At 32.6% G+C, this 16,256-nt stretch carries 12 protein-coding genes and 1 rRNA gene; all 13 read left to right on the top strand.

The window, feature by feature from the left end; genetic code table 11:
- Nucleotides 1–41: 41 nt before the first annotated feature.
- Nucleotides 42–1,037, top strand: coding sequence for an NADH:flavin oxidoreductase (locus tag CLORY_RS13065; RefSeq protein ID WP_079425150.1), 996 nt, complete (start codon nt 42–44; stop codon nt 1,035–1,037).
- A 305-nt stretch (nt 1,038–1,342) separates the two neighbouring features.
- Nucleotides 1,343–2,266: a cation diffusion facilitator family transporter gene (locus CLORY_RS13060; RefSeq protein ID WP_079425148.1), complete on the top strand. Its 924-nt coding sequence runs from the start codon at nt 1,343–1,345 to the stop codon at nt 2,264–2,266.
- A gap of 426 nt (nt 2,267–2,692) precedes the next feature.
- Complete coding sequence (locus CLORY_RS13055; RefSeq protein ID WP_079425146.1) at nt 2,693–3,361, top strand: ABC transporter ATP-binding protein; 669 nt, start codon at nt 2,693–2,695, stop codon at nt 3,359–3,361.
- Complete coding sequence (locus tag CLORY_RS13050) at nt 3,348–5,666, top strand: ABC transporter permease (RefSeq protein ID WP_079425144.1); 2,319 nt, start codon at nt 3,348–3,350, stop codon at nt 5,664–5,666. Before CLORY_RS13055 ends, CLORY_RS13050 begins: the two co-directional genes overlap by 14 nt.
- A gap of 14 nt (nt 5,667–5,680) precedes the next feature.
- Entirely contained in the window at nt 5,681–6,376 is a 696-nt protein-coding gene (locus tag CLORY_RS13045) for a response regulator transcription factor (protein ID WP_423236523.1), read from the top strand.
- A complete protein-coding gene (locus CLORY_RS13040) occupies nt 6,354–7,778 on the top strand; it encodes a sensor histidine kinase (RefSeq protein ID WP_079425142.1) in 1,425 nt (474 codons plus the stop codon). The genes CLORY_RS13045 and CLORY_RS13040 overlap by 23 nt, the downstream gene beginning before the upstream one ends.
- An 85-nt stretch (nt 7,779–7,863) precedes the next feature.
- The gene (locus CLORY_RS13035) at nt 7,864–8,853 is read left to right on the top strand and encodes a 2-hydroxyacid dehydrogenase (protein ID WP_079425140.1); all 990 of its coding nucleotides are present in this window, start codon (nt 7,864–7,866) and stop codon (nt 8,851–8,853) included.
- A gap of 14 nt (nt 8,854–8,867) precedes the next feature.
- Nucleotides 8,868–10,049 (top strand): pyridoxal phosphate-dependent aminotransferase, encoded by a 1,182-nt coding sequence (locus CLORY_RS13030; RefSeq protein ID WP_079425138.1) that lies wholly within the window; start codon nt 8,868–8,870, stop codon nt 10,047–10,049.
- Between the two features lie 18 nt (nt 10,050–10,067).
- On the top strand, nt 10,068–10,736 hold the full coding sequence (locus CLORY_RS13025; RefSeq protein WP_079425136.1) for a response regulator transcription factor: 669 nt from the start codon (nt 10,068–10,070) through the stop codon (nt 10,734–10,736).
- The gene (locus tag CLORY_RS13020; RefSeq protein ID WP_079425134.1) at nt 10,733–11,746 is read left to right on the top strand and encodes a sensor histidine kinase; all 1,014 of its coding nucleotides are present in this window, start codon (nt 10,733–10,735) and stop codon (nt 11,744–11,746) included. The genes CLORY_RS13025 and CLORY_RS13020 overlap by 4 nt, the downstream gene beginning before the upstream one ends.
- Nucleotides 11,747–12,107: 361 nt before the next feature.
- Entirely contained in the window at nt 12,108–12,875 is a 768-nt protein-coding gene (locus CLORY_RS13015) for an ABC transporter ATP-binding protein (RefSeq protein ID WP_079425132.1), read from the top strand.
- Complete coding sequence (locus CLORY_RS13010; protein WP_079425130.1) at nt 12,865–15,093, top strand: ABC transporter permease; 2,229 nt, start codon at nt 12,865–12,867, stop codon at nt 15,091–15,093. Before CLORY_RS13015 ends, CLORY_RS13010 begins: the two co-directional genes overlap by 11 nt.
- 1,032 nt (nt 15,094–16,125) lie before the next feature.
- Nucleotides 16,126–16,256 (top strand): 16S ribosomal RNA (locus CLORY_RS13005); the annotation flags it as partial.

The following is a 16,256-nucleotide window of genomic DNA, read 5'->3' as shown; positions in this document are numbered from 1 at the left end:
GATATATTATTATTGAAAGTTAAAAAGCAGGAGGAGATATAATGTATTTAGATAAAGAATTAACACAAGGAAAATTACAATTGAAAAACAGATTGGTTATGCCGCCTATGGCTACTGCAAAATCAGGAGCTAAGGGTGAAATAAGTGAAGCTGTAATAGATTATTATAATGAAAAGTCTAAAGGCGGCTATATAGGATTAATTGTAATTGAGCATAGTTTTATTATGCAGCAGGGAAAAGCTAGTCCCAATCAACTTTCTATTGCTGAGGATGGTGCTGTAGAGAAGTTAAAGCAGTTAGCAGACACTATTCACAAGAATGGTTCAAAAACAGTTATGCAGATTAATCATGCTGGAATAGCAGCAAAGGAAGCCGTAACTGGAATGAAGATTGTTGGACCTTCAGCAGTTGAGCATCCAGCAAGAAATGATAACGAGATACCTAAAGAACTATCTAGAGATGAGATAAAGGAGATAATTGAGGCTTTTGCTAAAGCAGCAGCCAGAGTGAAAAAAGCAGGCTTTGATGGAGTGGAAATTCACTCGGCTCATGGTTACCTTTTAAGCCAATTCCTATCGCCGCTAACGAATAAACGAACTGATGAATATGGCGGTGATATGCAAGGAAGAAGGAGGATTCACCTGGAAGTAATCAAAGCTGTGCGTGAAGCTGTAGGGGAGGATTTTCCAATATTTTTGCGTCTAGGAGCATCAGATTATAAAGATGGAGGATTGACCATTGAAGACAGTAAAGCTGCTGCCTATGAATTTGAAAAGGCAGGAGTAGATATGCTTGATATTTCAGGAGGTTTCTGTGGATACTTAGTTCCAGGACTTACTGAGCAAGGATATTTCTCAGTATTATCTCAAGAAATAAAAAAGCAGGTAAAGATACCTGTTATGGTAACGGGAGGGATTACAGAAGTTGAGGCTGCAGAGAAAATTCTTGCTGAAGGTAAAGCAGATTTAATTGGTGTTGGAAGAGCTATATATAAGGATTCCAGTTGGGCTGAAAAAGCGATGACTAATTTAAAATAATAATAGGTTAATTATATAGAATGGAAGTAATTGTAGGAGGCATTTTGCGGCTGACGAAAATCACTTCCATTCTTTTTCAATGAACTTTTTAAATGAGAACAGTATTATTGAAAAATGAAAGAAGTAAATATATGAATATTTAGTGCAATTGATAAGTGTACTTGTTAATTTTAAGTTATCAATTGATAATCATATCGATTGAATCATTTGATGTATAAATATTGACATTCAAACATATTTTCATTATTATATATCTAATACCTTATTATCATTTGATAATAAACAATTATTTTGGAGGCAATTTTATGAATAGTAAGACCAAAGTGGCCCGACTTTCAGTAATATCTAATTCTGTGCTTATGGGCATGAAACTGTTGGTGGGTTTATACACTGGTTCTGTTAGTATATTATCTGAAGCAATTCATTCCACAATGGATTTAATAGCTGCAATAATAGCTTTTTTCTCAGTTAGGATATCTAGCAGACCAGCTGATAAAGAACATCCCTATGGTCATGGAAAATTTGAAAATATTTCTGGAGTTATTGAGTCATTATTAATTTTTGCAGCTGCTGTATGGATAATAATAGAATCTGTTAATAAGATTCTGCATCCTAATGGCAAGGTAGGCTTTTTAGCTATGGGATTTATAGTTATGTTTATTTCATCTGGAATAAATTTCATGGTTTCGAGAAAGTTGTACAAAGTAGCTAAACAGGAGGATTCTATAGCTCTTGAAGCAGACGCACTTCATCTTAAAACCGATGTTTATACTGCCCTTGGAGTAGGCAGCGGATTATTATTAATCTGCATTACAAAACTTGAATTTTTAGACCCTATAGTGGCTATTATAGTTGCTTTATTTATATTAAAAGAATCCTTTGAATTATTAAAGACAGCATTTAATCCGCTTTTGGATACAAAGTTATCAGATAAAGAAATAAAAGTTATTCAAGATGTTATTGATAAATATAGTTCTGTTTATTGTAATTTTCATAATTTAAGAACTAGAAAATCAGGAAGTACAAAATGTGTGGACCTGCATTTAGTTATGCCTGAAAATATATCAGTAAAAAGCGCACATGATATTTGTGATAAAATAGAGGCAGATTTAGATAGCTTACTAAAGAATACTGAGGTAATGATACACGTAGAATCCTGCGCAGAAAACTGTGTTGAGTGTAAGTATCCTCATAAAATAAACTGTAAGATGGCAAGTACAAAAGAGTAGAGAGCAGAGAGTAAAGAGAAAAGAGAAAAGAGTAAAGAGTGAAGTGAAGGTGGAAATTCTGCTGTGCAGAATTCCTGAGATTTTAAACCTGATTATCAGCAGATAACTTTCAACACTACAGGAATATATTACATGTATTGTTAAAGAAGTAACTATATAATATACGAAGTAATATAAAGGTAATTCTAAAGAAAACACTATCCAGCAAATAAACAAGAAAATAATTTGTAAGAAGTAGTATAGAAAATAATACTCTGTAGATGCATAGAGTCGGTTAAAGGGATGAGTGACCGTCGGAGGCATTTTTCAGCCGACAGAGGTCACTCATCCCTTATTTTTCATTTTTTCTTCATTTTTAATAAATAGTTTCTAAAGTTTTTCCCTTTAAACTTGTATTTGTAGGAACAAGTTTAAGGGGGAATTTTTTTGATTTCAATAAGAAATGTACGCAAGGATTTTGTTAAAGGTGATGTTAAACAGTTAGTACTAAAAAATATTAATTTGTCTATAGCTGATGGAGATTTTGTTACAATAATGGGTCCCTCAGGAGGAGGAAAATCGACTTTACTATATTTATTAGCACTTTTAGATACTCCGACCACTGGAGACATATGTATCGATAATAACAATATGGGAAAGCTGAGTGAAAAAGCTATAGAGGCTTTCAGAGGAAAAAATATTGGACTTATATTTCAAAACGCAAATTTAATTTCAGCACTAACTCCCTTAGAAAATCTGATCATCGCAATGAAAGATAAAAGCAGTTACAGAGAAAAAAAGAGGAAAGGAGAGTCACTTTTAGAAAAAGTGGGACTTCAGCATAAGAAAAATTCAAATTCAGCTTCACTTTCAGGAGGAGAAGCTCAAAGAGTTGCAGTGGTAAGAGCGCTTGTAAATAATCCTAGGATAATTCTTTGTGATGAGCCAACAGGAGCACTGGATAGTGTGAATAGTAAGAGGGTAATAGAATTATTAATGAATATTAGAAAAGAAACAGGCTGTACATTAATAATAGTTACACATGATAAGGACATAGGGGCTTTGGGAGAAAGAAAAATTATTCTAAAGGACGGTGAGATAAGTGAATTATCTTAACGTATTTAGATTATACAATTTAAAAAAGATGAAAAAGGAAAAGCTGCTTATATTTTTTACGCTAATTTCTATTTTAATAACCTCAACTTTGTCAATAGTAGTTCCAATAGTTGCATTGAACTTAAAGAATTATAATGAAAATAACATTAAGGCTATAAATGGAGGAATGCTTTCCATATATTCAAACTGTTTTTCCAGGGAATTTATTAAAGAGCTAAATAGTTTAGATGAAGGTAAATATAAAGTGACGTTAAAAGGAGCAGGTGCAGCCTTTTTTAAAAATAAGGATGGAAGAAAGATTTATGCAAATATAATTTTGGGTGAAAATGGGTTAAAAAATAATCAGATAATAATTGCAGAACAGCTTGCGAAAAACATTTCGCTTAGTGCAGGAGATAAGATTACGGTAATTAATGAACAGCTGGGAGCTAAAACATATGACATAAAAGCTATAGAAGAAAGCCCTATGGCTGTTAGTAGTGATGATGAAATAATTAGTTATGCAAAAATAGCTGAAAAATCATCTAGGCCAAGCCGTGCATATATACAGGGAAAAGGAAATGGAGAGTATTTAAAAAGGCAGTTGAAGTTAAAGGACAGCTCCTGCAGATATTTTTCAATAAAGGATAGAAAAGCACAAATCAAAAGTAAAGAAGATATGGAGATAGGAACCCTGGGTATATTGACTACGATGGCATATATATTATCTTCAGTCACTATGGTCAGCACTTGTTTAATATTAATTGTTCGAAGGAAAAGAGATATAGCAATAATGAAGCTTATGTCTATAGAAAATAGAGATATAAGGAAAGCGTTAGGATTAGAAATGCTGATAATAGTTGGCATTCCAGTTATAATATCTTTGGTTTCGGGAGTTTTTCTGGTACCAGTGATACTTAGAGCAAATTATGCCGGGCAGTGTGTATCATTGATAATCGAAATTGCTATTGGTATTAAGGGGATTTTGCTAAACATAATGTTTTTCTTATTGGTTATTAACATACCGTTCACTATATTAAAGGGTATAAAAGGTATTTCTATTTTGAGAGAAAATGAAGAGGATTTAAATAGATTAAAAAAGAGAACATTTATTTTACTATTATTGATAATGCCTGTCATAATTGTTGCTTACTCAATTTACATTGGAAGTGGAATAAATCTAGGAATGTCATTAGGAATATTGGTAGTCATCGGACTTTTTCTTATCATTTGCTCAGTTATAATAAAACTGCTCACCAGCATACCTTTTAGAAACAATGCAGTTATTTACACTTTTAAAAATGTGAAGAAAAACTTCATGATGTTTTCTTTAATAGCTTTGAGTTTAGCTATAACAGTATCTTTTATATTAGTGTCGGTATTGATGGGGAGAACGATTAAAAACAATGTTCGTAGTACGTTAAAAAAGAAACTTCCATATAATTATCTGCTTCAAAAAAGCGATAAAGATGATGTAAAGGGAGTTTTAACGAAAAGTAATGGTGTTAAAGCTTATACAAAATGTTATGTCAGTGCCGGAAAAATAGAAAATCACAAAATTGAGGATGGGGAGATAGAGCTGTATGGCATAAAACAGAAGGATTACAAATTAAAATTTAAATTAGTTGATGGAAAGAATTTAGACTTCAGAAATGATAATGGATGTCTTATTACCACTAATTATGAAAAAACAAATAAACTTAAGGTTGGAGATATGCTTAAAATCCAAACAGAAAGAGGAGAAAGAAATTTTAAAATAACTGGAGTTTATGATAATTCTTTTGTAAACAGTAATGGTATATTGGCACCATATAGTGGTGGAGGAAAAAGAGAAATTTACTTTATAAGTTCAAATGGACATAGTTGGATGAATAAAATAAACAACTCCCCGATAATCGCAATAAATACGTTAGGAAATAGCCTCTCGCAATTTATCGAACGCTATATAAAACTCTTTAAGATTTTATCATTGATGGTTATATTTTCATCTTTGCTTTTTAATGTTAATATAGTCTATATAACTGCTTCGGAAGAAAGAAAGCAGGATGCGATTATAAGAGCGCTTGGACTTGGTAAAAGTTTTATATTTGTGTATTATGTTATAAAACAAATAATGTTGATAATCATGTCGGCTGTAATAGCCTGCAGCTTTTATAGTTTGCTGTCTAAAGCTATCTGTAATATGCTTGGCATAAAACAGGCTCCTTCGCAGTTTGATGTTTTTATAGCAATTGCGGCTGCTACTATACTTTGTATTGTTTCATTTATTATGCCGGTTATAAAAGCAAATAAAAAGGCGGACTATGAGTTGCTTAGGGAAAATTAGGAGTGAAAGAATTGATTAATAATATTTTAATTGTAGATGATGACAAGGATATAGTAGATATGCTGAGTACCTATTTTGAAAAAGAGGGTTATGCTGTACAGTGTGCATATGATGGACAAGAGGGACTGGATTTTTTAAAGAGAGAATCCTTTTCTCTTGTTTTGCTTGATGTTATGATGCCTAATATGGATGGATACACGATGCTTAGTAAAATGAGAGAATTTACGCAAGTTCCGGTAATACTTTTAACAGCTAAAGGACAGCAGATGGATAAAGTACTTGGATTTATGAAGGGCTGCGACGATTACGTAATAAAACCATTTGATTTTACCGAACTTTCTTTTAGAATTAAGGCCATATTAAAAAGAGCTGAATACGGGCAGATGAATCACAAAGATAACATCTTATATGTAAAAGATCTTGAAATTAATATTGAGGAGCATACCGTTATAAGGGATGAGTATCAGATAAGTCTTACTAATAAGGAGTTTGAAATACTAGCGTTGTTGGCTGCAAATAAAGGCAAAGTATTTTCAACAAGAAATATTTATGAACTTATATGGAAAGAAGATTTTCTTGAAAATGACAACAGTGTACTAGCACATATTAAAAATCTACGAGAAAAGATTGGAGACAAGGTTAAAGGAAGCAAGTATATAAAAACTATTTGGGGAGTGGGATATAAGATTGAAAAGGATCAAAAGTCTTAGAATAGAACTTGTAATATTTATTTTTGCAGCTCTGATTATTTCAGTAATATTAGCACTTCTAATAAATAGTATAGTGAAAAATGATTTTGGCATAGGAAGAAAAGATGATAAACAGACTTATGAATATGTTTACAAAAATAAAATCAATATTTTGGTAAATTCTCTTCACAGAATAAAAAACTACAATGAAGAAAAAGCAGAAGATACAATAAAACGATTTTGGGAAGACAGCTATACAATTTATTTAGTTGATAGGAAAGGCAGAGTTATTACAGGTACTAATAGCAGTACGTTAAAGATTGATCCCCAATATATAAAAAATGGTTATAAGAGTGTGTCACGATTATCTGATAAGAACGGCATTTTGCAGAATGACAGAAGGTACTATGCAAATGTTGAAGGCTGCTATTATATACAGAATGGTCAATATCTTTTTTTTAATTATGCTGGTGGTGTAGAAGATGACAACAAAGCATTTTTGTATCTTCTAATTCTATTTCCATTGATATATGTTTTGCTCATAAGCGGAAGATTAAGATATCTTATCAGCATAAACAAGTCAGTGAGAATAATTGCTGAAGGAGATTTGACGTATAAGGTACCAATAAAATATAAAAACGAGTTGACGCGTCTGGCTCAGGATGTAAATTATATGGTTTCGGAACTGCAAACGGAAGAGGATAAAAGAAAAGAATTTCTAACGAACATTTCACATGATTTAAGAACGCCCCTTACAACAATAATTGGTTATATAAATATGATTCAAGAAAGAAAATACGAAACAGAAGCTGAACTTTATGAATATATATCTATAATGAACAGAAAAGGCAGCTATCTTAAAACGATGTTGGATGATTTTTTCGATTACTCAAAGTTATCTTCAAAGGATATTGAATTCAATGTAGAAGTTATTTATATTCAGGAATTGGTAAGGCAGATAATCGAGGAAGAAGCTTCATTCTTTAAGAAAGGCGATTTAGAACTAATTGCAGCTTTAGATGATAATCCAATAAATATAAGTGGTGATGGAGAACTTCTATATAGAGCGATAAATAATCTCTTATCTAATGCATTGAAATATTCAAAGAAGAGAACTACTGTAGAAGTAAATGTTAATCAGAGAATTATTCATAAAAAAAGTTATGGTGTAATAGCTGTAAGCAGTGTGCCGCTGCAGAAAGTATCAGAAGCGGAGGCAGCAAAGTTCTTTAAGAGGTTATATAAACAGGACAAATCGAGAAAGCAGAACGGAAAAAAGGTTGGAAGTGGACTAGGACTTTCTATTACCCAGGAAATATTAAAGCTGCATAATGGGAAAGCCGAAGTTAAAATTCAAGGGCAAAGAATAATATTTGAACTAATTCTTCCTAAGGATACTGCAAATAATATTAGCATACAATAATTTTTTCTGATAAACTATTAGTAAAAAAGCATAGGATTGCGATCGCTTTAAGATTAGTAGAAAGATATAGTGAGGTAATGCAGAGGTGAAGACTTTAATATTCAGCAGTAAAGAAAGAATAGAAAAATATGGCAAATACTGCAATGTGCCTGAAGGTATGGAACTTGTTTTTTTAGATAAAAACTGCAGCGACGATGAAGCACTTAGATTAGCTGGTGACGCAGAGTTTATTGTAACGGATGTAATAAAAAAGATAAGCAGCTACCTAATAAAAAATATGCCTAAATTAAAACTTATTCACTCGGAAGGAGTAGGCTTTGACAAAATTGATATTAAAACAGCTAGGCAGCTTAACATATATGTATGCAACAACAAGGGTGCAAATGCAGCAGCAGTAGCAGAACAAACTATATTTCTTATGCTGGCTATGCTTAGAAATGCACTTGAGGGAGATAGCGAAGTAAGAAAGGGTCACCAGATAGAAACAAAGGAAAAAATGATGTTAAGCGGCATTACGGAACTCGGGGACTGTACTGTTGGGCTCGTCGGCTTTGGAGCTATAGGAAAAGAAACAGCTAAACGACTTGCAAGCTTTGGGTCTAAGACTTATTATTATAATAGAACTAGGATGTCAGAAGAAATTGAGAAGGAATATCAAGTTGAATATAGAACGTTGGAAGCGCTTTTACCAGTATGCGATATAGTCAGTCTTCATTTGGCAGTAGCAAAAGAAACTGCAAATATTGTAGATAAAAACTTTATAGATAAAATGAAGCAGAATGCTATATTAATCAATACTGCCAGAGGAGAGCTTGTGGACCAATTGGCACTGAAGGATGCTTTGCTATCGGATAAACTGATGGGGGCTGGGCTTGATACATTATCGCCAGAGCCTGTAACTTTAGATAATCCATTATTGAATCTTCCTGAGGAATCAAAATATAAACTGTTTTTTTCGCCTCATATCGGCGGAACAACAGATGGTGCTTTTCGAAGAATGCACCAATGTTTATGGAATAATATAAGCAGATACATAAAAGGTGAAAGACCAATTAATATAGTTAATAACATTTAGGAGGAATAAGGAAAATGATATCAGAAAAGATGTATGAACTTGGAAGTAAACGATCTGTAATAAGAGAGTTATTTGAATTCGGGAAAAAGAGAGCAGCTGAAATTGGAGCAGAAAATGTGTTTGATTTTAGTATCGGAAACCCTAATGTTCCTGCGCCAGAAGCGGTGAAAAAAGCTATTATAGAAATACTTGAACAGGAAAATCCAGTGAACGTGCATGGCTACACTAGTGCTCAGGGAGATGCTGAAGTCAGAAAGACGTTGGCTGAATCTATAAATAAAAGGTTTGGCACAAATTTTGGAGCTGACAATCTATATATGACGTTAGGAGCAGCAGCATCTATAAGTGCATGCTTTTTAGCTTTAGCCAACCCTGGAGATGAATTTATAACGTTTGCTCCATACTTTCCTGAGTATAGATGTTTTGTTGAAGCAGCTGGCGGGAAACTTATAGTGGTGCCTGCACAGATTGAGAATTTTCAAATAGATTTTAATGAGTTTGAGAAACGAATAAATGAAAAGACAAAGGCAGTTATTATAAATACTCCTAATAACCCTTCCGGAGTTGTATATACGGAAGAAACTATCGTAAAACTTACAGATCTACTAAAAGAGAAGGAAAAACAGTACGGACATGCGATTTATCTTATTTCTGATGAACCTTATCGTGAAGTTGCTTATGATGTCAATGTTCCTTATGTTACGAAATATTATAATGATACTTTTGTATGTTATTCTTATAGTAAATCTTTATCACTTCCAGGAGAAAGAATAGGGTACATTGTTGTACCAGACGAAATGGAAGATTCAAAGAGGGTATATGCAGCTGTGTGCGGAGCAGGAAGAGCTCTTGGATATGTATGTGCTCCAAGTTTGTTTCAAAAAGTGGTTGCGAAATGCGCAGGACAGACTTCTGATATATCAATATATAGAAAAAACAGAGATTTATTATATGATGGACTTATTAAATTAGGTTATAAGTGTGTTAAGCCTGAAGGAGCGTTTTATCTTTTTCCTCAATCACTAGAGCCAGATGCCTATGCTTTCTGTGAAAGAGCAAAAAAACACAATCTGCTTATAGTGCCTGGAGATGATTTCGGCTGCCCAGGACATGTACGTATCTCCTATTGTGTTAAGACGGAACAGATTGTAAAATCACTGCCTGCATTCGAAAAGTTAGCTCAGGAATATAAGTAAATATAGAAGGGGTTTATAATGAAAAACATAATGGTTGTTGAAGATAATGAAGATATTAGAAGAGAAATTGCTATCTTAATTGGAAACAGCGGATATGGAGTAATGTCAGTGGATGACTTTGAAAATATAGTAGAAGATGTTAAACTACTAAAACCCCATTTAATACTTTTAGATATAAACCTTCCTCAAAAGGATGGCTTCAAGCTCTGTATGGAAATACGGAGCTTTTCTAAGGTTCCAATCATATTTGTAACCAGCAGAAATTCAGATATGGATGAACTCAAAAGTATTACACTTGGCGGTGATGATTTTATTACAAAGCCATATAACTCAGCAATTTTACTGGCAAGGATAGAAGCGGTTTTAAAGAGAGCTTACAATGATGAAGAAAACGGAGTAATTATAAATTATAAAGAAGTTACGCTCAATATAGCTTCAAGTAAGATTATCAATCAGGATAAAGAAAGTGAATTGACTAAGACAGAACTTAAGATACTTCATTATCTATTTTTACATCGAGGGACGATAACTCCAAGAATGGATATTGTAGAATACCTTTGGGATAACAGTATGTTTATTGACGATAATGCACTGAGTGTTAATATTACAAGGATTAGAGAAAAATTATCAACTATAGGAGTTGATGATTTTATAAAAACAAAACGCGGTCAGGGGTATATGATATGAGCTTATATGGATTTCTAAAGGATAAAATAATCATGCTTCTAGTTAATTTAATGTCTATGCTAGCCATGTTTATATTTCTGATAGCTACTGGTACGGAGGCGCATGTATTAGTACTTGTTTTGATATTTTGGTTACTTATTTTAACTGTATACATAGCTATACAGTATTATTATAAAAAGAAATACTTTGATAATTTGTTTCATACTGTTAATCAGCTTAAGCAAAAATATCTTATTGCCGAGATTATGGAAAAACCATATGATTTAGAAAATCTGCAATTTTATAATATACTGAAATCGGCTAATAAATCTATGATAGAAAATATAACTTCAATAAAAAATGAAAGAAAAGCTTACAAGGAATATATAGAAAGCTGGGTGCATGAAATTAAGACACCAATAGCCTCAATAAAGCTTATCTGTGAAAACAATAAGAATGATGTAATTAGAAGGATACTATCTGAACTTGAGAGCGTTGATAACTTTGTAGAACAAGTATTATTCTATGCTAGAAGTGAAAATGTTGAGAAGGATTATCTGATAAAAGAAACACAGCTTTCTAATTGTATAAATGCTGCCGTGGTGAAAAATAAGCAGCTGCTTTTAAGGAACGGCATCAGAATTGATGTTACTCAGAGTAAACTTACAGCATTTACTGACAGCAAGTGGATAGAATTCATCTTAAATCAGCTTATCATAAATGCGGTAAAGTACAGAAAGGAATGTAATGCAATTATTGAAATATTAGTTTCTGAAGAGGAAAAAGGTGTAGCTATATTTGTTAAAGATAATGGAGTTGGAATAGATGAAAGTGAGCTTCCAAGAGTGTTTGAAAAAGGTTTCACTGGTTCTAATGGGAGAAAAAATGATAAATCTACAGGGATAGGACTCTATTTATCTAAGAAATTGTGTGAAAAGCTAGGCATAGGGATATCGATAAGTTCAAAACTAAATGAATATACTTCGGTTAGATTATTTTTTCCTAAAGGAACGTTTGTAAAGATAAATTAATCCTTTTGGTGACTGTGAATTTCTATTTTTGATTATTCCTACGATATATTTTTATAGAAAAAAATATGTGAACCTAATGGAAAAATGATTATATAGTTTTCACGAAGAGATAAATAGAAGCTGCGTAGAAAATACTACTTTGAAAATTAATATGAAAGAAATTTGAAAAGAATCACTATATAAAATAATGTTCTTTAGATGCATAGAGGCGGTTTAAGTGGCGTGTAATCGTAGGAGGCATTTTCCGGGCGACGGAGATTATACGCCACTTTTTAATCTTAAGATTTTGTAAGATTATCGTAATCTAACTCTATACAACTATGTAAGAATTCTTTGTAGAATGTCATCAGAGGTGAAGAAAATGAATAATATATTGAAAATTGAGCACATAGAGAAATACTATGGGAATAAGGACAACATCACGAAAGCCATTGATGATATCAGCTTCGAGGTAGGTGAAGGAGAGTTTATAGGGGTTATGGGGGCTTCGGGCTCAGGAAAGACCACTATGCTAAACGTTATATCTACTATAGATGCTGTTAGTGCAGGCCATATATTCCTTAACGGAAAAGACATAACAGAAATAAAAGATAAGGATATTGCGAGGTTTAGAAGAGAAAATCTGGGATTCATATTTCAAGAGTTCAATTTATTAGATACATTAACTATACATGAAAATATAGCTTTAGCTCTTACGATAAATAGAGTGAAAGCGGAGAAAATCGATTCAAGGGTTTTAAAAATAGCAAAGCAATTAGGAATTGAAGAGATTCTAAACAAATTTCCATATCAAGTATCCGGAGGACAAAAGCAGCGCTGTGCCTGTGCTAGGGCTATAATAAATAATCCCAAACTAATTCTTGCGGACGAGCCTACTGGAGCCTTAGATTCAAGATCTGCTCAGATGCTTTTAGAGACCATAGTGAGCATGAACAAGCAGCTTAATGCTACTATTTTAATGGTAACCCATGATGCCTTTTCTGCCAGCTACTGTAAAAGAATATTGTTTTTAAAAGACGGAAAGCTATTTAATGAAATTTTTCGAGGAGAAAAATCGAGAAAGGAACTATTCAATGAAATACTGGATGTGATGGCTCTGCTTGGAGGTGATCTCTCCGATGTACGCTAAACTGGCATTAAGGAATGTAAAAAGATCAATTAAGGATTATGTTATTTACTTTATAACCTTGACCTTATGCGTTAGTTTGTTTTACGCTTTTGCTTCGTTATCAAGCTCTTATTATAGAAGTAATCTTCCAGATACATTTGATCTTACAACGATGTACAAATATATTCGGTATGCAGCGTTTTTTATAACTTCTATACTTATATTTTTGATTATATATGTTAATAATTATATGATTAGCAGAAGAAAAAAGGAGTTTGCAATACACACCATAATAGGGATGGAACAGAAGATCACTGTGCTGCTTTTCTTTATAGAAACCTTTGTTATGGGTATATTTTCAATTCTGGCAGGCGTCATTTTTGGCTCCTTGCTTTCACAGGTACTTACAGCTATAATTATGAGCTCTTTAAAACAACCCTATAACATCTATTTCTCCTTATACCCGGATACCATGTTGATAACACTGCTATTTTTTATACTTATTTTTGCACTAATAGGTATACTTAATGTAAGAACCATAAGAAAGTTAAAGATTATAGATATGCTTAATGATGGAAGAAAGACGGAAGTAGAGTTCAGAAGGAGCATATTGATGTATGTATCCTTCATAATATTATCAGTTCTATCGGTTAAAGTGGCGGTAATAGGTATAGATATGCTAAATAAGCTTAGAGAAACCAATAAGAATATAGCTCCAAATTTCTTTATATCTTCTATGATTATTACAGCATCAATTTTTATATTAATTAATATTATTTATGCTGGTTATGTAATTATGCATCCAAGCAAAAAGAATTATAGTATTTTAAATTTAATAGTTTTATTGCTTTCTATTGATTCAATGGCCGCAGTTATTTTTATACTGAAATCTCTTACCATAAGAACAAGTGGACTTGGAAATGAAAAACTTATTCTGGCTATAGCGGCAATTTTGTTTAGCACATACTCTATTTTTGGTTTATATTATTGCTTATCAAGTGTTTTGATATTTGTTAAGAATAGATTTACAAAGCTGAAATACAAACATGAAAATTTATTTCTTTTTGGACAGTTAACAGCTAAACTTAGAACTACGGCAAAAACTATGACAATCATAACGATAACATTATTGCTAGCAGTAGTAACATTAGTTATGGGAACTATAATGGCACAGTATATGCTTGGCTACCTTAGAATAAAAGCAACTTTTGATGTTCAGGTTATCAGCAGCTATGCAAATGGTGATAAACTTGATAATTTAACTGATGAAGACTATAGCTTTATATCAAAGTATATGGAAAAAGAAGGACATAAATTAAAGGATCATGTTCAAATAAGAATGTATTTTACTGATGATAAAGATTTTTATAAAAGAGAATGGAGAAAGTTTCCCATACTAGCTATGAAATTAAGTGACTATAATAAGCTGAGGAAGTTAGTTGGTCTTGAGAAAATATCTTTAGAAAACGGATGTTTTACAACTCAATGGGCGGCTACATTTAGCAAGGAAGAAATAAACAAGTTTCTCTCTAAAAATACTGTACTGAAAATTAAGAATACAAAGCTTAAGCTGCAGAATAAAAAATTCTATAAGGCTGGGCTTGGAGAATATATTTACAATAATCCATTTAACGAAGCAATTTTTATCCTTCCGGATAATGAGTGTAAGAAACTTACTGCAGCAAATACGTTTTATGCCGGTAATATGGAGGATACTCCAACCTATAAAGAAGCATTGAAAATTAATCAATATATTTATGATCATGTACAACAAAAGGATGCAAAGACTGGCAATTATACAAGAATACGCTTAAAGACACTGCAGACAAACGAATCAATGACGGGTGCCCTATCTACTAATCTTCTGTTAGTTTACGGGGGAGTAGTGCTGCTTGTAATCTGTTTTACAGTTTTGTCTCTCCAACAGCTTTCTGATTCTATGGAGCATAAGGATAGATTCAATGTATTGAGAAAGTTAGGAGTAGATGAGAGGAAAATAAGTAAACTAATTTTGAAGCAGATGGGCATATGGTTCGGAATTCCTGCTTTAGTTGCAGCAATATTCAGTGGAATCGTTATAAAAATCATAGTACAAGCTTTGTCATTACCTATTGAGGTCTATATTGGAAAGACAGCGATAATATTTTATGTAATAGCTACGGCAGCAGTAGTTTTTATAACTGCTTTGGTGTACTTTTCATTTACGGCCATAGTATTTAAGAGAAATATAGAAAGCTAGAAGCAAGTAAAGAGAGAAAAGAGAGAAGAGAAAAGTGAAGGAAGAAATTCTGCTAAGCAGAATTTCTGAAAATTTAAGTCTAATAATCAGCAGATAACTTTTTAAAAACTAAGACTATACCTATTACGTCCAAAGGATTATTAAAATAATTAGGAGTATCTATACGACCCAAATTCAGCATGGCTGAATTTTGATTGTATAGATACTCCTATGTTCAAGAGAACTTTCAATGTTAAGTAAATATTAGGTTAAAAAGAGATATGGTGTAATTACTTAATGAATGGATCAATCTTTGTAGTGCTACAACATTTCCTTTTTTATATTCTGAACTTTGCAACAAGTTTGGAAAGCGTATCTACACTAAAAATTTAACAAAGTTAAGAGCATATTGTAGATATTTGGCAGATAATTAACATAATATACTTAGAAATATAGTAAATGATTTAATATCGTTTTGAACAATTTATAAAAGTTGTGTTTGGTTTTTAACAAAGAATCACAATGAATGTAAATTGTTGTATAAAAACTCTTCCTAGTGTATCAGCATGCGAAAAGTAGAGAAAAAAGATGAATAAGCTATTATAGATAATTTAACTTCGTTGGAAACTTGATAAGGTAACAAACATGCAGAGATAATGTGATATTATATAAAAACCGTCTGGTGCTGAAGTACAGACGAGGGGTTTCCGGAAACGGAAAGTCCAATAAAAAATACTTCAAAAAATATGTTGACACAAGAAAATGAACGTGTTAATATATGAAAGCTGTCCGAAAACGAAGTAAAAAAACTTCGAAAAATGTCTTGACATTAAGAAATGGACATGCTAAGATGTAAAAGTCGCTTAACGACAGGTTGGTTAATACAATATGAGAATTAGCGATATTTAGTTCATAATTAAATGAACTTATGGTCTTTGAAAATTGAACAGAGGAAAAAGGTAAGACAAAGGAATTTGTTAAAATAAACCGGCAATTCTGAGAGATCTCGAAAGAGATACTTGAGATAAAGTAAGTAAGAGCAAGACAAACTTTTAAATTGAGAGTTTGATCCTGGCTCAGGACGAACGCTGGCGGCGTGCCTAACACATGCAAGTCGAGCGAGAGACTTCGGTTTCTAGCGGCGGACGGGTGAGTAACACGTGGGTAACCTGCCTCATAGAGGG

This window comes from Clostridium oryzae (assembly GCF_002029235.1).
Taxonomy (GTDB): domain Bacteria; phylum Bacillota; class Clostridia; order Clostridiales; family Clostridiaceae; genus Clostridium_AE; species Clostridium_AE oryzae.
The sequence above is the reverse complement of the archived record's forward strand: the minus strand, read 5'-3'. Positions and strand labels throughout refer to the sequence as shown.